At 52.7% G+C, this 23,099-nt stretch carries 22 protein-coding genes; 13 read left to right on the top strand and 9 right to left on the bottom strand.

Annotated features, from left to right (window positions below; genetic code table 11):
- The first annotated feature begins 81 nt into the window (after positions 1-81).
- Positions 82-495, top strand: coding sequence for a nucleotidyltransferase substrate binding protein (locus DU481_RS01255; RefSeq protein WP_350131537.1), 414 nt, complete (start codon positions 82-84; stop codon positions 493-495).
- On the top strand, positions 492-809 hold the full coding sequence (locus DU481_RS01260; protein WP_350131540.1) for a nucleotidyltransferase domain-containing protein: 318 nt from the start codon (positions 492-494) through the stop codon (positions 807-809). The genes DU481_RS01255 and DU481_RS01260 overlap by 4 nt, the downstream gene beginning before the upstream one ends.
- A 255-nt stretch (positions 810-1,064) precedes the next feature.
- On the opposite strand, the gene DU481_RS01265 is transcribed toward DU481_RS01260, so the two are convergent.
- The gene (locus DU481_RS01265; protein WP_350131543.1) at positions 1,065-1,748 is read right to left on the bottom strand and encodes a PEP-CTERM sorting domain-containing protein; all 684 of its coding nucleotides are present in this window, start codon (positions 1,746-1,748) and stop codon (positions 1,065-1,067) included.
- Positions 1,749-1,867: 119 nt separating this feature from the next.
- Here DU481_RS01265 and DU481_RS01270 point away from each other — a divergent pair, with 119 nt between their 5' ends.
- Positions 1,868-2,407 (top strand): histidine phosphatase family protein, encoded by a 540-nt coding sequence (locus DU481_RS01270; protein ID WP_350131545.1) that lies wholly within the window; start codon positions 1,868-1,870, stop codon positions 2,405-2,407.
- A 16-nt stretch (positions 2,408-2,423) separates the two neighbouring features.
- Here DU481_RS01270 and DU481_RS01275 read toward each other — a convergent pair whose 3' ends face one another.
- A complete protein-coding gene (locus DU481_RS01275; RefSeq protein WP_350131547.1) occupies positions 2,424-3,521 on the bottom strand; it encodes an SMP-30/gluconolactonase/LRE family protein in 1,098 nt (365 codons plus the stop codon).
- 215 nt (positions 3,522-3,736) lie between these two features.
- On the opposite strand from DU481_RS01275, the gene DU481_RS01280 reads away from it, so the two are divergent.
- Both DU481_RS01280 and DU481_RS01285 read left to right on the top strand, forming a co-directional pair.
- Positions 3,737-5,011, top strand: coding sequence for a prenyltransferase/squalene oxidase repeat-containing protein (locus DU481_RS01280; RefSeq protein ID WP_350131550.1), 1,275 nt, complete (start codon positions 3,737-3,739; stop codon positions 5,009-5,011).
- A gap of 53 nt (positions 5,012-5,064) precedes the next feature.
- Positions 5,065-5,733: an HAD family hydrolase gene (locus tag DU481_RS01285; protein WP_350131553.1), complete on the top strand. Its 669-nt coding sequence runs from the start codon at positions 5,065-5,067 to the stop codon at positions 5,731-5,733.
- Positions 5,734-5,743: 10 nt separating this feature from the next.
- On the opposite strand, the gene DU481_RS01290 is transcribed toward DU481_RS01285, so the two are convergent.
- The gene (locus tag DU481_RS01290; RefSeq protein ID WP_350131555.1) at positions 5,744-6,508 is read right to left on the bottom strand and encodes a M90 family metallopeptidase; all 765 of its coding nucleotides are present in this window, start codon (positions 6,506-6,508) and stop codon (positions 5,744-5,746) included.
- 263 nt (positions 6,509-6,771) lie between these two features.
- Here DU481_RS01290 and DU481_RS01295 point away from each other — a divergent pair, with 263 nt between their 5' ends.
- Together DU481_RS01295 and DU481_RS01300 are read left to right on the top strand one after the other, a co-directional pair.
- Positions 6,772-6,966 carry an entry exclusion lipoprotein TrbK gene (locus tag DU481_RS01295; protein ID WP_090314789.1) on the top strand — a complete coding sequence of 65 codons (195 nt, stop codon included), beginning with the start codon at positions 6,772-6,774 and terminating at the stop codon, positions 6,964-6,966.
- A 70-nt stretch (positions 6,967-7,036) separates the two neighbouring features.
- A complete protein-coding gene (locus DU481_RS01300) occupies positions 7,037-7,171 on the top strand; it encodes a hypothetical protein (protein WP_350131558.1) in 135 nt (44 codons plus the stop codon).
- Positions 7,172-7,240: 69 nt separating this feature from the next.
- Here the strand turns inward: DU481_RS01300 and DU481_RS01305 are convergent, their stop codons facing one another.
- From DU481_RS01305 to DU481_RS01320, 4 genes are all read right to left on the bottom strand, one after another.
- Positions 7,241-8,947: an ABC transporter ATP-binding protein gene (locus DU481_RS01305; protein ID WP_350131561.1), complete on the bottom strand. Its 1,707-nt coding sequence runs from the start codon at positions 8,945-8,947 to the stop codon at positions 7,241-7,243.
- A gap of 47 nt (positions 8,948-8,994) precedes the next feature.
- Complete coding sequence (gene lolD, locus DU481_RS01310; RefSeq protein ID WP_350131564.1) at positions 8,995-9,687, bottom strand: lipoprotein-releasing ABC transporter ATP-binding protein LolD; 693 nt, start codon at positions 9,685-9,687, stop codon at positions 8,995-8,997.
- Complete coding sequence (locus tag DU481_RS01315) at positions 9,680-10,927, bottom strand: lipoprotein-releasing ABC transporter permease subunit (protein ID WP_350131567.1); 1,248 nt, start codon at positions 10,925-10,927, stop codon at positions 9,680-9,682. The genes lolD and DU481_RS01315 overlap by 8 nt, the downstream gene beginning before the upstream one ends.
- Before the next feature lie 108 nt (positions 10,928-11,035).
- Positions 11,036-11,749, bottom strand: a complete 714-nt coding sequence (locus tag DU481_RS01320; protein WP_258192876.1) for a Crp/Fnr family transcriptional regulator — start codon at positions 11,747-11,749, stop codon at positions 11,036-11,038.
- A gap of 340 nt (positions 11,750-12,089) precedes the next feature.
- Between DU481_RS01320 and DU481_RS01325 the strand changes: the two genes are divergently transcribed.
- Genes DU481_RS01325 through DU481_RS01345 form a run of 5 tightly spaced genes read left to right on the top strand, consistent with a single transcriptional unit; the run spans position 12,090 to position 20,078 of the window.
- Entirely contained in the window at positions 12,090-14,555 is a 2,466-nt protein-coding gene (locus DU481_RS01325; RefSeq protein ID WP_350131570.1) for a hypothetical protein, read from the top strand.
- Positions 14,556-14,573: 18 nt separating this feature from the next.
- Positions 14,574-17,564, top strand: a complete 2,991-nt coding sequence (locus DU481_RS01330) for a pyruvate formate lyase family protein (protein ID WP_350131573.1) — start codon at positions 14,574-14,576, stop codon at positions 17,562-17,564.
- A 2-nt stretch (positions 17,565-17,566) separates the two neighbouring features.
- A complete protein-coding gene (locus DU481_RS01335; protein ID WP_350131576.1) occupies positions 17,567-18,211 on the top strand; it encodes a hypothetical protein in 645 nt (214 codons plus the stop codon).
- Complete coding sequence (locus tag DU481_RS01340) at positions 18,208-18,960, top strand: radical SAM protein (protein ID WP_350131579.1); 753 nt, start codon at positions 18,208-18,210, stop codon at positions 18,958-18,960. Before DU481_RS01335 ends, DU481_RS01340 begins: the two co-directional genes overlap by 4 nt.
- Positions 18,961-18,983: 23 nt before the next feature.
- Positions 18,984-20,078 (top strand): DUF6765 family protein, encoded by a 1,095-nt coding sequence (locus DU481_RS01345; protein ID WP_350131582.1) that lies wholly within the window; start codon positions 18,984-18,986, stop codon positions 20,076-20,078.
- A gap of 19 nt (positions 20,079-20,097) precedes the next feature.
- Here DU481_RS01345 and DU481_RS01350 read toward each other — a convergent pair whose 3' ends face one another.
- On the bottom strand, positions 20,098-20,613 hold the full coding sequence (locus DU481_RS01350) for a septal ring lytic transglycosylase RlpA family protein (protein WP_350131585.1): 516 nt from the start codon (positions 20,611-20,613) through the stop codon (positions 20,098-20,100).
- A 193-nt stretch (positions 20,614-20,806) separates the two neighbouring features.
- On the opposite strand from DU481_RS01350, the gene speB reads away from it, so the two are divergent.
- Positions 20,807-21,784: an agmatinase gene (speB, locus tag DU481_RS01355; RefSeq protein ID WP_350131588.1), complete on the top strand. Its 978-nt coding sequence runs from the start codon at positions 20,807-20,809 to the stop codon at positions 21,782-21,784.
- Between the two features lie 10 nt (positions 21,785-21,794).
- Here the strand turns inward: speB and DU481_RS01360 are convergent, their stop codons facing one another.
- Positions 21,795-23,042: a hypothetical protein gene (locus tag DU481_RS01360; RefSeq protein ID WP_350131591.1), complete on the bottom strand. Its 1,248-nt coding sequence runs from the start codon at positions 23,040-23,042 to the stop codon at positions 21,795-21,797.
- Positions 23,043-23,099 lie beyond the last annotated feature (57 nt).

Consider the following 23,099-nt stretch of genomic DNA (forward strand, 5'->3'; position numbering starts at 1 on the left):
AATCGTCATTACGAAAACTGGAAAACCTACCGCTCACTATAATGACGACTGAAGTTTTTTTAACTCGCACATAAAAGCAAAATGACCAACCCGGATATCCGCTGGCAGCAACGTTTTGCCAGTTACCAAAAAGCCTTGCTGCAATTGCAAGAGGCTGTCGAACTCAGTTCGCAGCGTGCACTTACTTTGTTGGAAAAGCAGGGAGTGATTCAGGCATTCGAATTCACGCATGAATTAGCCTGGAATATGTTGAAGGATTTTTTGCGGGATCAGGGCAATCAAGATATCAAAGGCTCAAAGGATGCCACGCGGGAAGCATTCAAGGTTGAGCTGATCGGCGACGGCGAACAGTGGATGGCGATGATTCAGAGCCGCGATATCTCATCGCATACGTACGATGAGCGTACCGCCGAACGCTTGGTGGAGGCTATCATTCGCGATTATTATCCGCTATTCGTTGCGCTGAAAACAGAAATGGAAAAATACCGGCCATGACCGGTGAGTGGCCATTCGGCTTATCGCCCGCGACATTGGAAAAACTCAACACTGTGTTTGCGCAGCACGACGCCATCAATTCGGTGCTGATCTACGGTTCGCGCGCCAAGGGAATTCTCCGCGCCGGTTCCGATATCGACTTGACCATCAAAGGCGATGAAATTCCGTTCGCCGAGTTCATGCAGATCGAAGACCAGATCGACGATTTGATGCTGCCGTATACCGTCGATTTGTCGCAGTATTATCAACTGGAAAACACCGATCTGGTCGCGCATATCGACCGGGTGGGGGTGGCCATTTACAACAAAAGATAGTTGCAAGAAATGGCGGTGAGCTACCGCGATACATGCGGTAGCCGGATGCATGGATATTTTGATTCGCATCCGGCAGTTTCTACATCACCGCTCAAATACAGATGACCACTGATAATATTAATAACAATGAGTTGCGGGTAGTTTTTTTCAAGCAAATCGGAAAAATATTGTGAAAGATGATCTGAGAATTCAGGAGCTGCGTGTAGTCTTTGGCGCTATCCCGCAGCTTGGCTGCGGGATATGAGGTATTGCAAATTAACTTAATTTATTACGACGAACATTCCAGCCGAGTACTGCAATACCAGCCAGTAAGAGCGCATAGGTGGAAGGTTCCGGTATCGGTGAGATAGAAATCGCATCGAGGTCGAATCCTTGACTGGCACCTAATACGTCAAGACCGCCGATGCCTACTTTGGTAAATGCTGTAGCTCCGAGTCCGGCAAGGATACCCGCATAACCGGATAGATCCAAGGTAATTACACCCGCTGCATTGGTGGTAACGGTCGGTTGGATATTGCCGCCATTGTCAGTCCAGAGAAATAATTGCGCGCTTTCGGCGCTATCTCCGGTTTCCCAGATTTTGAGTATGTTGTTGGCGCTAAAATTGGAGCCGAAGCCTACTTCAATATAAGCACCGGTGAAAGCTGTGCCCGAAACGCCAGGCTCACCCGGTAGCGATAAAAAACGATCGTCGGGTGCTCCCAATACCGAGCTGCGCGCTTCTGCTTCAGTCAGTACAACAGGAAAGCCGCCCGACAGAGAGCCGCCATAAAATTCCCCTGGAAAACTGCCGCCGACACTACCTCGAAGCAATGTGTCCGTGGTGCTGCCAAAGGTTTCTGCCGCTGCTGACACTGGGGACAGTGCGATAGCGCCGAGAGATAGTGCAACTAAAGAAGAATGGAAATATTGCTTAACTTGATTGATTGAGCCCATCATCTTACTCCTTTGTTGTGAAAAATCATTTAACTGCACGTTTCATACTACTCTCTAATAGGATAGAGATAAAATGTTTTACGCAAGTGTCACTGATGATATAAATTTTTTGTAGACGGTGTATGAATGTTTACTGCATGCGCCACGGGCGCACGAATTACAACGACCTGGGTTTGTGTAACGACGATCCCAACCGGAATGTGTATTTGACGGAAACCGGCATCGCGCAAGCGCAGTCGGTAGCACATGAGCTCCGCGATGCGGCGTTTGAGCGCATTATCGTTTCACCGTTGCCGCGCACGCGTCAGACGGCGGAAATCGTCAATCGCCATCATGCCGTGCCAATCGAGATGCACGCGGATCTTGCGGATATCCGCTCGGGGTTCGAGAGCCAACCGATGCCGGATTATTTTGCCGCAATCGGCCACGATCCGCTGCGGGCACGCGTGAATGGCGGCGAGTCGTTGTTGGATCACAAACAGCGCGTGCTGCGTTTTATCGATTGGCTAAAAGCGCAGCCGGAGAAAACGCTGCTGATAGTCGCCCATGAAGAAACGATGCGGGTATTTGCCGCCTATTTTGAGGGCGGCATCGCAGATTCTCAATTGCGGGATATACATGTGGGGAATTGCGAATACCGGCGTTATGTTTTGCACCGTTAATTCCGGTTTCACCGGTTCAGCGCGCCAGCCAGCCCAATCCTTTGGCGTGCAGGCTTTGGATGTATAACCGGTCGCGCGTTTCGGTCACGGCGGTGGTTTCCGGGTAAGCGCCGGTGGGATCTTGCAGATTGGCGGTTACGGTGCCGTCCTCGGTAAATGCGATCACGTGGCCATAAGCTTTGGGCACCGGCCACAATGCGCGCGGCAGGCGCAGCGTGACTTTGCGCAGCAGCGGTTTATCGCTCATGGCGTCGATGACCGGGTTACGCGGTTTGGCGAAGCCGAGCCAGAATCTGCCGTCAAGGCCGCGCATCAGGTTGTCCGGGTAGCCGGGCAGATTGTCGAGCAGCACGGCAGCTTGCGGCGAACCTTGCATAACATCGAGATCGTTGGCGGTTACGTCAATTTTCCACACGCGATACCGGCCCGTTTCGTTGACGAACAGCGTTTGTTCATCCTGCGAGAGCGCGATTCCGTTGGCGAAACTCAATCCCCTGGCCACGATGCGTGCCATTTTGCATGCTGGATCGTACTCGAGAACCCGCCCGGTAGACGATTGCTCCATGATATCGAGGATGCTGGCCGCGAAAGTGCCGCCCCAGTCCTTCGGCGCAAACCGGGTTGAGGCGTCGGTGAAGTAAATCTTGCCGTTGGCTGCGACCACGACCGCATTGGCGTAGCGGATCGGATCGCCGTTCACGGTGTTAATCAGAACGCGAACAGCGCGATCCGGTCCGATCGACAGCAATCCTTTCATGGCGTCGGCGGCGATCAGATTGCCGGCGGCATCAAAGCCGAAACCCAGCACGCGACCGCCGGTGCTGACGAATACTTCTTGTGCCGTGCCGTCGGGATTCATGCGTACGATATTGCCGCTGGCCATCGCGGCATACAGCTTGCCGTTACGCGCCAATGCGACATGTTCCGGTCCGGTTTCATCGCCCAGAGCGATTAATCGGATGCCGGTAAGCCGGTCGTTCGCTGCATGCGGGCCGGTATACCCTGGCGCGGCGAGTGCTTGCCAGCTCACCGGCTCTACCGGTACCGGCCATAAGCTGAGGTATGCAGTCAGCGCCAGCGTGGCGATGATGAGTGTCCAACCGGTTTTTTTCATATTCCGCCGTTAGTCCAGAAGGTTCAGTGAGCCTGCACAAACCGGTATTTTGTCATTTCATGGCAATTTCTGTAAAAATTATCGCTCGCGTGATCTACTTCCCAGCATCCGTACATCCTGCCATACTGCAAATTGATTGGTTGACATCATTCCGGCAATAACTTCATGCGTGCGCCCGGACATACCGGGGGCTAAGAAATTGAAAGGGGAATTCCATGACTCGGATCACTGAAATTATCAATCATGCGGGCCGATGGCTGGAGCAGCAACAGGATAAAGAATCCAAAGGATGGGGCGAACGGCGCGGCAGTCATGTCAACGTGCTGAATACAGCTGAGGCTGTGATTGCGCTGATCGATAGCGGGGTTTGCAATGCGGGCACCGGCGCGATCCGCGGCGCGGTTGATTTTCTGCTGAAACATCAGACATTGGATGGCTCGGATGCCGGTTCATGGCCACGGGAATTAACCACGGACGAAGGTGAAACCGTTGATATTCCGGACTTGGTGCGGACTACCTATGCGATCCAGGCGCTCATCAAGGCGGGCAAGGGAATCGACGAAAAGCCTCTGCAATTGGCGTTCGTGTGGTTGCTGGGCCGCAGAAATGAAAACACCAAAGGCTGGGGTTATGCGCGCGGCAAACCCGATGCGCTGATGCCCACGTGTTTTGCGCTGAATGCCATGCTCGATGCCTGCGATGCCTACCCCGGCGCGTATCAGACCCAGATTCAGGAGAGCCTGCAACATCTGGTGGAGGCTTACTATCATGAGGGCGGGGATGAAGTGCGCGGCTCATTCGGCGCGCCAGGGTCGTTGCAAGGCATTCACACCATCTATGCCGCACTGGTATTGCAAATTGCCCGCGCCAATAATTTGAGCCGGTATCCGGAGCAGGAGAAGCAAGCGATCGAATGGCTGCTGCGCAACCCTGATAAAGCCATCCGGCTGCGGGAAGAATGGGTGGAGATTGACCAAATCCAGGTTACGGATGGCCAAACCGGCGGTTATGGGTTCATGGTGATGGCCGATACCTTATTGATGAAGCTGCTGCTGGGGTCGGAAAGCGTCGACGACAAAAAGAGCGCATTGGCGCATGAGGCCATGCATAGCCTCAAGGATAAGATTGATGAAAGCACCGGTGCTTTTTACGGGCCGCGATTATTTTCCTGGGCTACGGCAAAAGCATTGTCGGCTTTGGCGGTGATGCAGAAGCACGCTGGCGCTGAGTATCCCGATCTCCCCGCGCGGATGCCCGAATCCCGTACCGAGTCCGGCGGCTGGAAAACCGGCCCTGTCATTATCGGTTTCGTGACTTTGCTTTCGGGACTGGGTTTTTATCTGATGGTCAACGATAAATTCGGCTTGCTTGAATTCAGCTTCTTTGTCGTGATGATGCTGGCGGCGCTGCTGGCGTACGGCGCCATTGGCGAGAAAACCTTCAGCGAGCTATTCGGCAGCGTCGGCGGTTTATTAAAAAAGGGTAAATAGAAAACAGACAATGAGCTGCGCTGCATGAACGGCTGTAATGTGAGAACGGTGCCATGATTGATACCATTATTTTCGATGCGGAAGGCATTGTCATCGATACCGAAACGATCTGGGACAAGGGGCAGGCGATTTTTTTGCAACGCCGGGGCTTTGTCTATGACCGGGAACGGATCAAACCGTTGCTCACCGGGCGCACACTGGCCGAAGGCGTGGAAATCATGAGGCAGGCGTATCGGTTCGATGGCGATACCGAAGCCTTGGCGCGCGAGCGCGCGGATATCGTACGTGAACTTTTTATTCATGAAACTGCTTTTATCGAAGGTTTCCTGACGTTCTACGAATCCGTGCGCAATCATTACAAAACCTGTGTCGCAACGGCGATGGATCAGGATCTGCTGAAACTCGTCGATCAGCACCTCAATCTTTCAGCGTTGTTTGAAAATAGAATCTATACGCTCGACAAAGTCGGTTACCGCTCCAAGCCGAATCCGGATATTTTTCTGTATGCCGCGCAACAGCTGGGGTCAGCGCCGGAACATTGCGTCGTCATCGAAGATGCGCCGCATGGGATCGATGCCGCAAAAAGCGCCGGGATGTGTTGCATCGCGATCAGTACAACGTATGATCCGGGCAAATTGCAAAAAGCGGATTTTGTCGTCAATGCATACGCGGAAATTGACCTTGCCGCCGTGGATCAATACGCATCGATACCGATGAAATAACCGGCAGGTATCAGCGCCAGCGTTTTGCCGGGTCTTGACGGTAAAACAGCGCGAGCTGCTCGTACACAGAAGGAAAATGTTCCTGCGTGACGAGCGGCAGTTCAAAAAAAGCTTCGCTCAGCACCGCGAAAAACTCCGCCGGACTCTCCGCCGCATACGGATCGATCACGGTTTCCTGCTGCCGGTCGACCTGGCGGCAGAATTTCTTGTAGGCTGTGCTGAATACCTCATGCCAAGTATACGCGCTCATATTGGCGTGCAGTTCCGGGCAACCGTTGGCGCCCTCGTACAGCATGTCGATCTTATGCGCAAATTCGTGGATCACCACGTTTTCCCCCAAGTGTGAAACCGGTTCCAGCGCATCTTGCCAGGAAAGAATCACCGGCCCGTCAGACCAAGCTTCGCCTGACGCCGCGTGCTGCACATGGTGCACGATGCCGAATTCATCCTCGTAATCGTAATCCAGCATGAATTCGCCGGGATACACGATAATCTGGCTCCAGCTGCGGTAGTAATCCAGGTCAAGATTGAGAATCAGAATGCACGCTTGCAACGCAATCGTGGCACGCATTTCCTCGGTGATTTCCAATTCATGCGCGCCGTAAAATTTCTTGTCGTGCAGAAATAACGTGGCGCACTCGCGCAAGCGCAAAAGCTCTTCAAGACTGAGTCCCTTCAGGCAACGCAGATGAATCAATTTTTGCCAGACGGCATCGGCAATGCCCTCGTGCTGAAGGATCCGGTTACGGTGCCAATTCGTTAAGCTCCATGACATGCGAATAATCTCCGGGAAACTGCGGTGATCTTGTGTTTATGCCTTTGGACGGGTTATATAAAGGCGGTCTAGCGAGGATGAAAATAATACCTTCTTTTGTTCCATTTTGCCTGAAATGGACACGGAGAAATACTAAGACCATGAGAATTCAGGTAGAATTGCACTGTTAGGTTCATGTGGCAGGGCCAACGCCAAACGATTGAGAAATCGGATATAACCATCAAGCCATAGTGTATTTTTAGATTTTTAGAGGAAGATTGTAAATGAATTTTAAATTTAGCATCGTTTGTATTATTGGCCTGAGTATCGCCCTGATCGGTTGCGGCGGAGTTCCCGAAGCAAGTTCGGAAAATTGTTCAGGAAGAGGCATGGAATCATCGCTGACAGAATTCAAGAACGATGAAGCTGCACGGGAAGCCTTTATCGCTAAATGCGATGAACTGAAAAAAGCAAAATAAGCGTATAGCTGGAAATTCGAACCGCGGCTGCGGGGATGGTTTCTAGCGCTTTGTAAAAAACTGGAAGTTGATGTCACTTCCAGCGAACGGCGAATTGGAAGTGCGTGCTTCGTTCGCCGTTTTTGTTTTCATGGTATTGCGTGATGATGGCGTGGTTGCTGATCGCGGAGGCCGACTACAATCGAACTACGGGAGTTACAGCTAAGCTATCTGCCCTTATGGCGAACGATTCCTGTGCAATACTCTAACGTTTTGTGAAGATCACGAAATCTGATTACAACTGCACTTCCTGCGACAACGCTTCCGCTTCGCCATTGGAAAGCATGAACACACGGTCGGCGGCGTTGATGACTGCCGGTTGGTGCGAGACCGCGATAATCGTCAAGTCCTTGGATAGATTTTGCAGTGTTTCGCAGATGGTGCGTTCGCTTTCCGGGTCCAGCGCGCTGGTGGGTTCGTCTAGAATCAGGAACGACGGGCTGTGCGCTAGCGCCCGGGCAATTGCAATCCGCTGGCGTTGACCACCGGAGAGTAATCCGCCGCGTTCACCGACTACGGTCAACATGCCATCCGGCAGCGCGCTAACAAAATCCCAGGCGCCGGCCTGGCGCAGTGCGCGTTCTGCATCGTCGGCGGTGAGCGTTGGTTCGCCGACCAGAATGTTATTCAGTATAGTGTCGTGCAACAAAATGGTGTCTTGCGAGACATAGCCGATCATGTGGCGCCATTGGCGCAGGTTGATGTCATGCAGCGAGACTCCGTCGATCCGCACTTCGCCGGATTGCGGTTCGGTTAAGCCGCACAGCAAATCCAATAGTGTACTTTTGCCGGCACCGGATGGTCCCATCACGGCGGTAAACGTATTCACCGGTATTTCGATATTCAGGTCCCTGAATATGACTTTGCGATCGTAATTGAAGCGCACATGGTGCAGCGTAATGCCTTGTTGCAACGTGGGTTGCAGTGTTCCAGTAGCTCTTTCGGCGGCTGCGCGCGCGCCTTCGGCGGCCTTACGCAACGCCCAATAGGCGCTTTCTTGCGCGGCCAGTTGCTGGTGCCGGCGCTGTGTTTTGTTCAACAAGCCCAGAATACGCGTCAGCAAAAATACCATCAGCATGACTTCCGGCAGCGACAACTCCCATACCACCAGGGCAAGATACAAACCGCTGGCGGTCAGAGCGGCCAGAATAGGCTCTTGCAGCGCGTTCAATGCTTCCCGGTTCATCACTTCGCGGCGCGTGGCTTTTTCCAGTTGCTGCGTTTGTTCGCGCAAAATGGCATCGGCCACGTTGTCGCGTGCCATCGCTTTGAGTGATTTCACCGAACTCAGCACGTCCGACAGGTAGGCGAGCAAGTCGCGCAATAAATGGGTTTGCTTCGTGCCCGCGCGGCGCGTGGCGCTGACTAAACTGTTGAGCACAAACAGCAGGAACGAGCCGATAATCAGCGAGGCGAGCGTGGCTTCCCATGAGATGAACAATGCGACAATGGCATACACCAGCACCTGCACCATGAGTGACAGCACATTGACGCTATGCTCGAAACCATTGGCGGCGCGGTAAGCTTCCGAAGCGATGGAATTGGCGAGCGAACCGACCGGCTGGCGCAAATAATACTGCCAGCGGCTGGCCAGCAAGGCTTCGATCAGATCCAGACGCAGTGCGGTGGCCACATGCGCAACGGTATAACCGACCTGGCGGTTGGCCAATAGCAGCACCAATCCCTTGAAAAACATGCCGCCGACGATGATGATCAGAATGGTATCCAGCGTGGGATCAATGCCAATATCTTGCAGCGCTTTCTCCATGAATTTGCCAATGCCGGAATCGCTCGATCCGCCGGATTCACCGACCGCGATCGATATCAAAGGCAGTAAAGCGGTCAGACTCAACCCTTCAGCAATACCGGCAATCAGCAGCGCAACGAGCACAAAGGCGCTGCGCTGGGGGAAGACCATAATGTACGTATATAAAGTCCGCATAAGCCGGTTACAAAAATAAATCAGAAATCATTGGATTGTTTACAGGATCATGATGCATCGGATATGTCGCATAAAACGCCGTCGATCAATTGCTGGATGCGCTGAGCGCGATTGGCCAGACGCGTATCGTGCGTGACAACGATCAGGCTGGCGTTGATTTTATGATTTAACTCCAGCATCAAATCAAAGACATGCTCGGCCGTTTTCCGGTCCAAATTCCCAGTCGGTTCGTCCGCCAGTATGCAGGCCGGTTGTGTGACCAACGCGCGCGCCACGGCGGCGCGCTGGCGTTCACCGCCGGAGAGTTCGCCGGGAGTATGCGTCAGGCGGTGGCTCAAGCCGACCAGTTTGAGCATATCGGCGGCACGATCGTAGGCTTCCTGGTTGGGAAGGCGGCGGATCAGCAGCGGCATGGCGACATTTTCCAGCGCGCTGAATTCGGGCAGCAAATGATGAAACTGATAAATGAAGCCGAGTGAGCCGTTGCGCAAGCGGCAGCGTTGCTCTTCACTGATCTGCGCGATATTCTGCCCGAGAATCCGGATGTCTCCGCTGCTCGGTGCATCCAATCCGCCGAGCACATGCAGCAGCGTGCTTTTGCCCGAGCCGGATGAGCCGACGATGGCGAGCATCTCGCCTTTGATCAAATCCAGATTGACGCCCTTTAATACCGGAACGGCCAGATCGCCTTGCGAGAATTGCTTGACCAGATTGCGGCAGGAAATAACCACATCATTCATAGCGCAACGCCTCCGCCGGATTGACTTTGGACGCCCGGTAGCTGGGATAAATCGTGGCCAGCAGACTCAAAACAAACGAAGTGACGGCAACAGTGGTGATGTCCGCCATCTGCGGATCGGTTGGGATCTGGCTGATGTAATAAATTTCACGCGACAGGAATTGCACGTTGAATAGGCTTTCAATGAATGCCACCACTTCACCGACGTTGTAGGCTAGCAGCATGCCGCCGGCTACGCCGAGTACCGTGCCGAAAACGCCGATAAACGTTCCCTGCACGATGAAAATCTTCATGATGCTGCGCGGGCTGGCGCCCAGTGTGCGCAGAATCGCGATATCCGATTCTTTATCGGTTACCGCCATCACCAAAGTCGAAACGATATTAAATGCCGCAACTGCAATAATCAACGCCAGAATCAGCGACAGCATGCGTTTCTCGATCTGGATGGCGCGGAAGTAATTGGCATGCTGTTTGGTCCAGTCGCTGATATGACTATCGATAGTCAGCAGCGCGGGTAATTCTTGCACCACTCTGGGTGCTTGAAACAAATCGGTCAGCTTCAAACGCACGCCGGATACATCGTCGTTTTCCATGCGGTACAATTTTTGCGCATCGAACATGTGAATCAAGACCAACCCGGAGTCGTATTCAAAATGCCCCACATCAAAGATACCGACGACGGTGAATTGTTTCAGTCTTGGCAAAATGCCCGCAGGCGTGACTTGGCCTTGCGGTGAAATCAAAACAATTTTGTCGCCGACGAAAGTGCCCATCATGCGCGCCAGCTCCATGCCGATCACGATGCCGAATTCTCCCGGCGCCAGGTTATCCAGTGCGCCGCTGACCATCGAATGGGAGAAATTAGCCACTTTATCTTCCATTGCGGGCAAAATACCGCGCACGATTACGCCTTGCACCACTTGATTATGCGACAGCATGCCTTGTGCATGGACGAACGGGGCGGCGGCTTCGACGGCGGGATGTTTAGCCGCTTCTTCCGCAGTTTGCTGCCAATGGCTTAAATTGCCATGCACGCTGCCGATCTGCACATGCGATGCAACGCCCAGAATGCGGGTGCGCACTTCTTTCTGAAAGCCATTCATGACCGACATGACGGTAATCAGCGCCGTCATCCCCAATGTAATGCCCATCAAGGAGATCAGTGAAATAAACGAGATGAAGTGATTGCGTTTTTTGGCGCGCGTATAGCGCAGACCAATGAAAAGCTCGTAGGGAGACACGAATTAAAATACCCGTAATAAGTTCAATTGCGAAGTTTGCCACATTTAAGCAAGGCTTAACAAATAATCGGGCATGGTACGCCGGGAATGTTACAACAGTGAAGACCGTTAGAAGCTGCCGCGGGCCTCATTGACCATTTGAGTCAGTTTGGCGATATCGAGCACATGTAAATCATGCCCTTGACGCAGGATGAGGTTGCTTCTGACGAGATTATTCAATTCACGCGAGACCGCTTCACGGTGGGTGCTGACCAAATTGGCGATTTCGGTTTGGGTGGGGGATGGAGAAATGATCGCGACATTCGTCGAAGTCATGTGATTTCTTGCCAGACGCAGTAATTCCGATTGAATCCGGTTGCGCACCGCCAATGTGCTGTAATCGTACACACGTTCGGTCAGACGGCGGACTTGTCCGGTCAAGCGCTTCAATATGGTTTCGGCTATCAGCCGGTTGGAATACACCAGATCTTTGAAATCCAGCGCTGGCATCGATGCCAGCAACGTACTGGTTCTGGCGATGGCTGTGGCGGAACGGGGGTGACCGTCGATTGCCGTCAGCTCGCCAAACATTTCGCCGGTGGGTAAATCGCACAGAATCACTTCCTGTCCGGATAGGCTGTGATACATCACGCGGATTTCACCCTGAACAATGAAAAATGCGCTATTGGTGTGATCGTGATAGCGCACGATTTCATTCCCCGCGTCATAGCGGTGCCATTGGCAAGCGGCTGCGACCATTTCAATGTCCTTGGGCGGCAGATGTTGAAACTCTCTAATAACTGACAACATGGCCGTAGCGCGGTCAATCGGTATGTTCCGCATGCTCATCCTTTCCCGGTTTTCTAAAAAATCTTTGTCCATTTTCAGATTTTAAGCAACTCTTCTATCCCCTGATAGGGGTAATGATATATCAAAATGGAATAAGGTAAAAAGACTTCTTATGTGAACCGGGGAAACAGAAAAGCCTTGGAAAGCAATGAAAAAGAGCATTGCTATCGACAAAACACTTAGGATTTGTTGATAATGATCAATGTTCACTTGCATAATTACAAAAGTTTTTGGAAAGATTGGTAAGATGAAATTGTAGTTTGATGGGTTTGTTGTCTATGTAGATTCATGTCGTTCAGTCTCACTTAACTAGGAAATAGTAAGGGGAAGATCCATGACAGCTTTTCTGAACAGTAGCAATTTCACAACGGGTTCCAGTGACGAACAGCAATCACTGGCTCAGGCATTAAGCGATATTCTGAAAAACGAGTATCACGGCAGTTTCTTCGTGCTACTGGCTGAGTACCAGCGCATCCTGGCGGATAATCATCAGCGTCAGCGCTGGCCGGAAATCCATAAAAAACTGGATACCTTATTTAAATGCGGCAGTGCGGAAGTCATCAGCGGGCCGATGATCGGCATTCCCGTTTCCATCCGCGATAGCGATTATTTCAAGGAAGCGGCCCAGTTGCTCGGCAAGGAAAGATCCCTGATGGCCACTATCGAATGGATGGCAACCGCCTGGAATGCGACGTATGCCGATACCGGTTTGTGGATGGGGAAAACCTTTGAGCCGGTATCGCGCGAAACAGTGGCAGCAAAAACCCATAACGATGCGAAAACAATGAGCGGTTATGATCCGGCTACTGTGCGTATCGGGCGCAATTTTTTCCGTGAACCGCCCGATCCCAATGCGCTGCAAGCGATCGGATTGCCCGCGCTGACGCAATTATGGAAGTTGAAAGATCGGCCGCTGCGTCCCGATGCGCGCGGATTTGACTGCCAGCTGCTGGCGGAAAATTTGGCCAAAGAGAAAGCCATTCCCTATAGTAAAACCGGCGGTTATTTTCTTTGCAACATGGGCACTTCGGTGGTTCCGGAAATGCAAGGTAAGAAAGTGTACCAACTGAATTACCGCTGGCCTGACCTCGGTCCGGTGTACCCCATGACGCGCTTGATCGATGAAATCGTTCGCATCGACGACGGTATTTATTTAGGTCAATTGGTGTTCGCTACGCAGCATTACAGCTTGGGAGCCTTGGTTTTGCCGAATGGTCACGTCGTATCGATCGGCGATAATTACCCATACTGCTCGATGATTGACAATATCAAACGAATTTTCCCCATGGGCTGGATGGATGAAAAGGATCCGTACGGTTATCAGAATAACGGGTTTTTTCTGATGGTCGATCCGGCCTATGCCAAGGCATTTTATGCGGACGATGCATTTCCGCAATTGCGCCCGCGCCCGGGCGAGATCGGCTTCAACGAGCTGGGGTATGCGCAGATGGCATCCACTGCGTGCGTGTCTGAGGGTGAGAAAGCCGCAGCGGCGGGAGTGCAGCACTGGCCGGAAATCACCGATTGGGTTGATGGCTGGAAGCAGAATGAAGCGCTAAAACATAAATTCACTACTTTCATTCTGGAAGAGTCGCCCAAAGGCGCGGAAGATGGCGATGTGACCCAATTGTTGCGCGAAGGCGAGTCGATTTTGCAAATGCTGCAACGCATCAGCGCTGAAATTTCCGCGCAGAGCAATCCGCAGGACAACCTGAAACATTTCGAGAAACTCAACCGTCTGTTCCGCCGGGGCGTTGCGCCAACGGTGGAAAATGGCTTATTTCAGGGGCACGGCGCACGTGGCTTTAACATCCGTATCGACAGCGATGAAACGGCGGATTGGTACGGTGAAACAACACGCACGGCCGGTTTTGATTATTACCACGGCGCCACGCTCAATCTGCATTGCGGTTTTACGGAAACTTTTTGTCCCGATTCCAATGCTAAACCGGGCGACGAGTATCTTTTCCCCGGCCGGCTTGCAAGCAATCTTGCGCTGGGACACAGTACACCCAACGTGCTCAACCTGATTTGGCACAGTATCGGCAAGTATATTTTTCCGTGGGCGGGCAAATCGTATGAAAAAATTTCCGGGCGGAAACTGAGCATGCTGCTCGATGAAAGCGATGATCTGGCCGAGCGCTATCTCGAGCGTGTGCATGCGTTGAAAACACACCTGGCCAGCGCCCCGCATTACACGCTGGTGGAAAAAAACAAAGCGCATTATTGGGATGCTGAAGGTGTGTACGCCCAGCATTTGAAAAGTGGCGCTTGGGATCGCGGTATGTCCGGTGAAGACAAGGCATTCTGGGAAAATGAGGCGGCTGCGCATTGGGTGGATGGCCACAATATTCAGGACAAGCGTGTCACTGCGGCGGATCCGTTGATGCGGATTGTCGACATGAATTACCGGATTCCGGATGCAGCGCTGCAAGCAGCATCGGCGGCTGGACCATCGCCGTTTGCGCGGCAAGGCTACATTTTTCTCGGTGTGGACGACCGGGAGTCGATTTTACCCATGAATAATGGCGACGGAAAAAAGAAAAAAGTGTTTCAGTTTCACTACCGCTTTCCCATGATCGGCGGGCCGGTTCCGATCGGTTTTTGTCTCGATGAAATTGTTGAGATCGCCGATGGACTTTATTTGGGGCAATTGATTTATTCCACGGCATTGGATAAGCCATTCCACTCATCCGTCGATCCTGCAGAGTATCACTATCAGCTGTTTGGCTATTTTTTGCTGCTTGATGATGCATGGCAGTATCACCGGCTGGCGATCGGATTGGATACATTGAGTTAATCAGCGCGGAGGATGATCATGAGTAATGACAAACACAACCAAGGCGGCATCCGGATCGATCTGGAACACGGAACGGCCGATACGTCCGCACTTGGCAATATCGCTATTTTTCCTATTCCCAATACCACACCCGATAAGATCAAGACATTGCATGATCTTGCGCTGAGCGATATCAAACTCAGCGATTTTCCAGTGGTACAAGCGTGGCGCAATCAATTGTTTGATCCGGAATGGATACCGGAAGTTTGCGATGAACTGCCGCGTTTACTAACTGAATTTCTGCGCCAGCCCGATCATGCGGCGCTGCCGCCGGTGACGCGCCGCGCGCAGGCGTTGAAGCATGTGTTCAGTCACAAAACCCCGTTGGTGCGCAGCACCGATCTGCTGCCGGGGCAAACCACCACCAGCTTTGTCGGGCCGGTTGTGTATATGGATATGAGCGGCTATTGCATCTGGCCCGAGCTGGAAACGCTGGCCAAACGGCCGCAAAATCCGTTCAAGATCAAACCGGAAGTCGCCAAACGGCTGAACGAGGAAATTTTCCCTTTCTGGCTGGAACGGCGCACGGTGCAAGAGGCCGCGCGCTACAGCGGTTACGATACTGCCGATTATGCCAACGATCAGCGCGATGAAGTCGACGGCGGAATGTGCGAAGGCAAACCTTCCATCGATCCTCCGCTTAAAAAAAGCGCCGGTGAGACGCCTAAATGCCAAGAACTGTTTGAGCGGGTTGCGTTTTATCTATCCGATAAAGCCACGGCTGTGTCGCATACCGCGCCGGATTTCAGCCGGGTGCTCAAGTTCGGTTTTGATGGTTTGATTGCGCAATTGCAGCAGGATATCGCGAGCGGTGTTGCAGATACGCCGGAAAAAATTGAGTTTGCGCGCAGCGTCATCGCAGTGTACGAGGGCGCCAAGATCTATGCTGGCCATTTGGCCGATGCCGCCGAAAAAGCTGGAAATAACGAACTGGCGGCCATTTGCCGCAAGGTTCCGGCGAAACCCGCCAACACGCTGGCGGAAGCGATGACCGTCGTCTGGATTTGCTACCATTTGCTGTTGCAGGAAAATACCAATTTCGGCCTTTCGCTGGGACGATTGGATCAGACGCTGAATGAATTTTACTTGCGTGATTGGCAATCGCAACCGGATGAAACCGCGAAAACAGCGTATACAAAGCGGGCGGTTGAGTTGATGTGCCACTTCTTTTTGCGCTGCTCCGATCATGTGCCGCTGTCGCCGGAAAGCGCGGAAGTGCTGTTTGCCGGTAGCGGTTCAAATCAAGCTCTGACTGTGGGCGGCACGCGCTGGGAAAATGGTCAGACGGTCGATGCGGTCAACGACATGACCTACATTATCCTGAAAGCGACCGAGATGCTGTCCATCCGCGATCCGAACGTGCACGCCCGCTATCATGAGGATGTTCATCATCGTGCGCCGGATGGCACACCTTTGGCAGCGCATGAGATTTCCCCTTATCTGAAACGCATTTGCCAGGTGAATCTGGTTACCCGCGCGACGCCCGCGTTGCACGGCGATGTGCCGGTGATCCGCAGTATGGCGAATTATTATGCCAAGCACGATCATGTCACGGCGGACGAAGCGTTGGCGGATGCGCACGATTACGCATCGATTGGTTGCATCGAGCAGAATGCTGACCATAAACATTACGGTCACACCGGTTCCACCCTGCTGGTGCTCCCGGCGGTGCTGGAGCTGGCGATGTTCGGCGGCAAGCACCGTAGCGACGGCACCGGCAAAAACGATCCTAATTTGTTTTACGGCAAGACGGATTACACGTCTCCGCCATTGACGGCGATGACATCGATGCAGGACTTCATCGACAGCTTCCGCTTTCAGCTCGACGAAATGGCGCGGCATTGCGTGCAATTCAACAATTATCTGGGGCGTACGCTGGAAAAAGTCCGGCCTTCACCGCTGCTGTCGGGATTATTCGACGGTCCTACGAACAAACCGGGGGAAAGCGGCGCCAAATTTCGTGATGTATCTTCCGGCGGCGCTAAATATAACTCTTCCGGGGTGGCTATTATCGGATTGGCCGATGTCATTGACTCGTTCTGTGTGATTGACGCATTGGTGTTCGGCGGCAAAATGTCGGCGCAGGAACTGATCGCGCTATTGGATGCGAATTTCGGCCGCAACCCATCGCCTGCTAATGCGGCGGAAGCACACAATTTTGTCAAAAACTGGTTGGATCGAATCCGGCAATTGACGGGCGGTTCCGGTACACATCCGGCGGCGGTGGCGCCAGAACGGCTGCGAGAGTGTATGCGCTTGATCCGTCTGGCGCCGAAGTATGGCGCCGGAGTCGATGAAACGCCCGGCGGTATCTACAACAACGCGATGGCGGTTAAGTACACGCGCCTGCTGACTAAAATGATCCAGGAGGTTTTTTTCAAGTATCGCACGCACCGTGGCGGACGCTATCTGACCGGTTACTGGAGCATGACCAATCATGCTGGTTTCGGTATGCTGAGCCGGGCCACGCCGAATGGCCGCAGCAATGGCGCGTCGTTTGCCAGCGGTATCACGCCGTGCCCCGGCATCGTCAAAGCCAACGGCGATCCGGTCATGCTGCTGGATCACATGCTGTCGGTAGCGAGCGTCGACGCGGATACGGTGCAGAATGGCTACACCTACAATCTTAGTCTGACACCGCGCGGTAAAGCGTATTTCAACGAAGACACCGAGCTCTTTGCCACGCATATGAAAACATTTATGGATCAGGACGGTGTGCTGGTTCAACTGTGCGTGACCTCGATCGAGGATTTCATTGCGGCCAACGCCGCAGCAACGGCGGCAAGCCAGGCCGGTGCGGGAGAAGCCGAGCAAAAAGCGCTGGCGCCGTACAAAGATTTGATGATCCGGGTGGCCGGGTACTCCGCTTACTATGTCACCTTGAGTCCGTTGATGCGGCAGGAAATCATCGATCGCGCCAATTTCGATATGAAAAGCGGTATTGAGCAGCATGAAACCATAGGAGCATAACGATGCATGCCACTATTCCCGCGTTACCCGGCGGTATTCACTACATTCTGAAATCCGGCATCGAGCTGGGCGAAGCGGACGGCACGCTGAGCGGATTGTTGAACCGCATGGAAGGCACGATGCTGGCTGCGGGCATGGCCGTAATGATCAAACTGGGTTTTGGTTTCTTGATCAACCCGGGTTTAACTGAATCCCAAGCGAAAAAAGCGCAGCATTTTTTTGAAAATAATTTCGTCATTAAAGATCCCAATGTTACGGGCGGTATCCGCTACTATCAGGGAAAAATCCTGATCCGCACCCGCAAACCGCAAGATGACATGAATGTGCTGATCAAATTCTGCCCCGATCCGGAGGCGCTCTATATTCAAACGCCTTTTGGCCGGCAACTGAACCCGGCGGCGATCGTGACGACCGAAGCGCTCAGCGAAGCGGAAGCGGACCGGATTGAGCGCGATCCGAACGCAGTGGATCTGATGATTCGCTTTAAGGATACCCAGGCGATTTTGGGATTAGCCGGGCGCCCGAATGTCGATGTTGCGCAATTACTGATTGAAAATCTGGTACAGATTACCGGCAATTTCGGGCATATGTTCAAGTTCGGTGCGATTGGCATGAACGTGCAGATGGCCATGAAGGATATTTTATGAGCAGCGAAAAAGGGCTGGTTTTTGATATCAAACGCGATTGCAGCGAAGACGGCCCCGGCATCCGCACCACGGTGTTTTTGAAGGGCTGTCCGCTATCCTGCGTTTGGTGCCAGAATCCTGAAGGCAGGGCGGTCAAGCCCGAAACCGATATTCATGGCACACACATTGGCACGTGGTACACGGTGGATGAGCTGATGTACCGTTTGCTCCAAGACAAGCCAATTTTTACTGCAAGCGGCGGCGGTGTCACGCTGTCGGGTGGCGAAGCGACGTTGCAAATGGGATTCGCCAGTAAACTGCTGCAAGCCTTGAAGCGCGAAGGCATCCACACAGCGATAGAAACCAGCGGGTTTTTCGATTATCAACGCTTCAAGGATGAAATGCTGCCGTGGCTGGATTTGATCTATTACGATATCAAACTGATGGACGAGGCGGCCAGCCAAGAATATTGCGGGCACTCGAGCAAGCGCATTCTGGATAATTTTTCCCGCTTGCTCAAGGATGCGCAAATCCCGGTGATTCCCAGAATTCCCTTGATTCCGGGAATAACGGCGACTGAAGACAACCTCCGCGCAATCGCCGCGTTTCTCGATCAAGAAGGCGTCAAGTCGTGCGCGTTGATGCCCTACAACCCGTTGTGGAGCGATAAGCTGAAGCAATTAGGCTTACCGGTTCGTTACGAGCACAAAGGCTTCATGACCCCTGCAGAGCAAAAAGCCTGCATCGGCTATTTTACGAAAGCAGAATAATTCAATCGAGTAAAAGGACAATCATGCAAAAAGACTTTCATCATGCGACCACTTATGTGCTGGCGCGATTGGCCGGTTTTGATCACCCAGAAGCGGATATCATTGCCTATGCTTCGCAATATGTCGATGATGCGACCAATACCGGTGTGATTCGCTTCACCGATGGTTCCATGTATGAACATATCAGTTCGGCGCATAAAACATTCGATTACAAAAATTTTGACGAGCTGGCCAACCACCAGGCATGGCTGCCGTTCCATTTTTTGCCGGGTAATAATGAGGCGAATGCCGGACAGAATCCGCTGGATACCTTCATGGACAAAATCGTCTGCAAACCGGATAGCCCCATCGCCAGAGACATGGTCGCCGCGTGCATCCATAGCAAGAACAGTCCGCACGCGTTGCAGCGGCTCGGCATTACCCTGCATGTTTATTCCGATACCTGGTCGCATCAGGGTTTCGCCGGAGTTAATCACAAGAACAACGATATCAGTAAGCTGAACGATGAGGACAATCCCGGCAATTACCTAGCGGCCCGGCTGAAGGATTTCTTTGGCGACGCATTTGATGATGTCGCCAGTAAGCTGGTGGGCGATACCTTGCCGCTGGGTCACGGCGCCGCGCTTTCCTATCCGGATCGTCCCTATTTAAAGTGGAGCTACAAAGATCACCATAAGAACAAAGTCGTTAGAGATAACGCGGCGATTTTTCTACAGGCTGCGGAAAAAATGGTTATGGCTATGCAGCGTTTCCGCCTCGGGGATGCGAATGCCGATGTTCCCGGGTTGCAGGCTACCGATAAAGCCAGAATCGAAGCGTTGTTCCGCAATATCAAGCACGAAGAGGAAAATGCCCGGCATCAGGCGTGGCTGGAACGTATCGCAACCGGTTATTTCAATTTCCCGCCGGTTAATCTCACGTATGTTGCAAAAGGGCCCGGCTCGTGGAAACACAAGGCGCTGGGCACGATCAGAGTTGCGGACGATAAAAGCGAGAAGTTTGAACTCAAACCTGACTTTCTGACCAGCCATTGGAAATTGTTCCACGACGCGCTGCAAGTGCACCGCTTTTATGTGATTCATGAACTGCTACCGCGCTACGGCATTTGCGCGGCGTAGCGGTAATGCGCTGAACGCTCTATTTCTGGCTGATTTTTTCGTCGAGATGCTCGACCTTGACTTTGGCTACGCCGTGCAAGCCGATCTTTTTGGCCGCGCCGTGCGATAAATCGATGATTCTGCCTTTCTTGAACGGTCCGCGATCATTGACCAGAACGTCGACCTGACGGCCGTTTTGCAAATTGGTCACCCGGACGCGTGATGGTAAAGGCAATGTTTTATGCGCGGCGGTTAAGCCCTGAGGGACGAAACGTGTTCCCATCGCGGTGCGATTGCCCGATTCCGAGCCATACCAGGAAGCATGGCCAATTTCCTGGTAGCCGGCTGCCGAGCGCATCGGGTAGTAGGTAACGCCTTTTATCTTGTAAGGCTTGTTGTACGGTGCGGTGAGATTGGGGTAGCGTTGACTGCCCGCATCGGGTGAACGCTGCGAAGTGCCGGAAAACATCGCAGCGCAACCGCTGATCAAACCAGCGGTCAGCAATATGACGCTCAAATGCTTGCGATAGGTTGACTGTTGCATCGTATCTTTCATACAGAAGTGTTTCCAAAACGCGCTGGATTATAACGTTATCCGGCTGTCATTAGCTATGATCGATGGTATGAGCTTTTGTTCGCATCACAAAATCTTGAATTTGCATTGATCAATCATATTATCATCGCCAGCTGGTGCTGAAGTGAGAAGATTGCGTCAGCGCATTCAACGACAAAGAAAGAAGGATTGAACTATGACGGATAACAGCCACATCAAAATCAATGGTGCGATCGCACGCGAGAATCCTTACGCCATGCTGCGCGAACCGACTTTTTCGGGCGTGCTTTCCTTCATGCGGCGCAATTACAGCAAGGATATTACCGGGGCCGATCTGGTGATCAGCGGTATTCCGTTTGATCTGGCGGTGACTTACCGCTCCGGTACGCGCTTCGGGCCGCAAGGTATCCGTTTGGCGTCGGCGGAAGTGGCGTCGATGAAACCTTATCCGTGGGGGTTCGATCCATTCGAGAATCTCGCTGTGATCGATTTTGGTGATTGCTATCTCGATGTGCATAATCCGATGACAATCCATGAAACGATTGCCGCTCATGCCCGGCATATTCTGGCATCGGGTGCGCGCATGCTGACGTTTGGCGGTGATCACTATATCAGTTATCCGCTGTTGAAAGCGCATGCGGAAAAGTTTGGCGCGCCGCTCGCGCTGATTCATTTCGATGCGCATAGCGATACCTGGTCAGATGATACGCCGAGTTCGCTGAATCACGGTTCGATGTTTTATAAAGCCGTGCAGGACGGATTGATCGATCCCAAACATTCGGTACAAATCGGTATCCGTACCTGGAATGACGACTTCATGGGCATACATGTTTTGGATGCAATCTGGGTGCACCGGCATGGCACCGATGCGGTGGTCGCCGAAGTTGAACGTATCGTCGGCGATCGTCCGGCCTACTTTACCTTCGATATCGATTGCCTCGATCCGGCGTATGCGCCGGGCACCGGCACGCCGGTGTGCGGCGGATTGACTACTGCGCAGGCATTGGCGATTATTCGCGGTTTTACCGGCATCAATCTGATCGGCATGGATATCGTGGAAGTGTCGCCGCCCTATGATCACAGCCAGATCACGGCGCTCGCCGCTGCGCATATCGCCTGCGATCTGATTTGTTTGCTGGCAAAACGCAAAGCGGATGGGTTGTTGCACATTTGACTGGATGACTTTAAAAAACGTAGCGTAAATTAATACCGCCGCCCCAATCCGGACTGCGTTCAGAGAAACCTTTCAAGCCATAAATATTGAGTCTGAAATTGTTATTGACTCTTTGGGAAAGATAGAGCGTGAGGTCTCTGCTGTCTTGCAGCCGCACGGGCGATTGCCCCATGTTGTAACTCGTTCCTACAGTGACGGTTCCGGATAGCCGGTAACCAATTCCGGCTCCGCCATAAAATACATTGTGAAACGTCACGTTGGATGGATTGCCGAGAATCCGGTAGCCGAAAGTTGCGCTGAGTGTGAAATTCGAGATAGTTTTAAATAGATCTCCTTGAATTGCGTAATCAACCTGGCCGGTACCCAGATTCTGGCTGGTGCTGGCCGTGGGGATTTTTAACCGGGCGGTGATATCAAAGGCGATACCGGTCGGCGCATGATCGATCAAGTTGTAGCTAAAAGCGGTAACCAAGTCGCCCAACCCCGAGCGGCTTGTGCTTGAAAGCGGAGAACCGCCCAACGGAATGCCACCCGCCAAGCCGAGCGCGCCTACTTTAAGTTGCCTTAATTTGCCAATGGCATCCGTTGAATCATCATCGCCGTCATCACTTCCGCCACTTCCGTCATCGTCACCGCTATCATCGTCACCGCTTCCGTCATCACTGCCACCGCTGCTGCTATCGTCGCCGCCGTCATCGTCATCGTCACCGCCGCCGCTATCATCGCTTCCGCTTCCGTCATCACTGCCACCACCGCTGCCGCTATCGTCGTCGTCATCGTCACCACTTCCGCTGCCGCTACTGCCATCATCTTCATCGTCATCGCTTCCACTCCCGCCGGAGCTGGAGTTTCCACCTGAGCCTGAGTTGTTTCCATTTTCGGAGATAATCATCGGGCAATTGATGTTTTGCTCATCGCAAATCACGATACCGCCACCACTGGAACCCCCGCTCACACCGCCTCCATTAATGATGGTTCCTCTGCCATCGATGCCGCCGATCCCGGGACCCAGCACATTGCCCGGCCCGGTCATATTGAGATACGGAAGAGTTACCCGGAAGGATGCCCGGCCCTTATCATAGCGCGCCGTGAAAGGGACATACCAAATATCGGTTGCGGATGGTCCGCCGTATTTGCCCGTTGTGAAGTCGGTTGCAGTACTGAAGCTGAATCCATTCGCAAATACTGTGGGGGAATTACAGGCAATGAATAGAAGCAGAATGAACTGATATGGCTGAAATGATAAGAATCGGTGCATGGAGACTTGCTATGGTTGGGGTTAGTTACGTATTCGACATATTTTTGGCAATTTCCT

The organism is Nitrosomonas sp., assembly GCF_040240425.1.
GTDB lineage: Bacteria > Pseudomonadota > Gammaproteobacteria > Burkholderiales > Nitrosomonadaceae > Nitrosomonas.

What these genes read in the sequence shown, in the direction of transcription:
- DU481_RS01320 (WP_258192876.1), bottom strand. Translation starts at nt 11,749, where the DNA reads ATGCGGAACATACCGATTGACCGCGCTACGGCCATGTTGTCAGTTATT.
- DU481_RS01345 (WP_350131582.1), top strand. Translation starts at nt 18,984, where the DNA reads ATGCAAAAAGACTTTCATCATGCGACCACTTATGTGCTGGCGCGATTG.
- DU481_RS01330 (WP_350131573.1), top strand. Translation starts at nt 14,574, where the DNA reads ATGAGTAATGACAAACACAACCAAGGCGGCATCCGGATCGATCTGGAA.
- DU481_RS01295 (WP_090314789.1), top strand. Translation starts at nt 6,772, where the DNA reads ATGAATTTTAAATTTAGCATCGTTTGTATTATTGGCCTGAGTATCGCC.
- speB (WP_350131588.1), top strand. Translation starts at nt 20,807, where the DNA reads ATGACGGATAACAGCCACATCAAAATCAATGGTGCGATCGCACGCGAG.
- DU481_RS01260 (WP_350131540.1), top strand. Translation starts at nt 492, where the DNA reads ATGACCGGTGAGTGGCCATTCGGCTTATCGCCCGCGACATTGGAAAAA.
- DU481_RS01360 (WP_350131591.1), bottom strand. Translation starts at nt 23,042, where the DNA reads ATGCACCGATTCTTATCATTTCAGCCATATCAGTTCATTCTGCTTCTA.
- DU481_RS01335 (WP_350131576.1), top strand. Translation starts at nt 17,567, where the DNA reads ATGCATGCCACTATTCCCGCGTTACCCGGCGGTATTCACTACATTCTG.
- DU481_RS01325 (WP_350131570.1), top strand. Translation starts at nt 12,090, where the DNA reads ATGACAGCTTTTCTGAACAGTAGCAATTTCACAACGGGTTCCAGTGAC.
- DU481_RS01270 (WP_350131545.1), top strand. Translation starts at nt 1,868, where the DNA reads ATGAATGTTTACTGCATGCGCCACGGGCGCACGAATTACAACGACCTG.
- DU481_RS01255 (WP_350131537.1), top strand. Translation starts at nt 82, where the DNA reads ATGACCAACCCGGATATCCGCTGGCAGCAACGTTTTGCCAGTTACCAA.
- DU481_RS01265 (WP_350131543.1), bottom strand. Translation starts at nt 1,748, where the DNA reads ATGATGGGCTCAATCAATCAAGTTAAGCAATATTTCCATTCTTCTTTA.
- DU481_RS01300 (WP_350131558.1), top strand. Translation starts at nt 7,037, where the DNA reads ATGTCACTTCCAGCGAACGGCGAATTGGAAGTGCGTGCTTCGTTCGCC.
- DU481_RS01340 (WP_350131579.1), top strand. Translation starts at nt 18,208, where the DNA reads ATGAGCAGCGAAAAAGGGCTGGTTTTTGATATCAAACGCGATTGCAGC.
- DU481_RS01285 (WP_350131553.1), top strand. Translation starts at nt 5,065, where the DNA reads ATGATTGATACCATTATTTTCGATGCGGAAGGCATTGTCATCGATACC.
- DU481_RS01290 (WP_350131555.1), bottom strand. Translation starts at nt 6,508, where the DNA reads ATGTCATGGAGCTTAACGAATTGGCACCGTAACCGGATCCTTCAGCAC.
- DU481_RS01280 (WP_350131550.1), top strand. Translation starts at nt 3,737, where the DNA reads ATGACTCGGATCACTGAAATTATCAATCATGCGGGCCGATGGCTGGAG.
- DU481_RS01275 (WP_350131547.1), bottom strand. Translation starts at nt 3,521, where the DNA reads ATGAAAAAAACCGGTTGGACACTCATCATCGCCACGCTGGCGCTGACT.
- DU481_RS01305 (WP_350131561.1), bottom strand. Translation starts at nt 8,947, where the DNA reads ATGCGGACTTTATATACGTACATTATGGTCTTCCCCCAGCGCAGCGCC.
- lolD (WP_350131564.1), bottom strand. Translation starts at nt 9,687, where the DNA reads ATGAATGATGTGGTTATTTCCTGCCGCAATCTGGTCAAGCAATTCTCG.
- DU481_RS01350 (WP_350131585.1), bottom strand. Translation starts at nt 20,613, where the DNA reads ATGAAAGATACGATGCAACAGTCAACCTATCGCAAGCATTTGAGCGTC.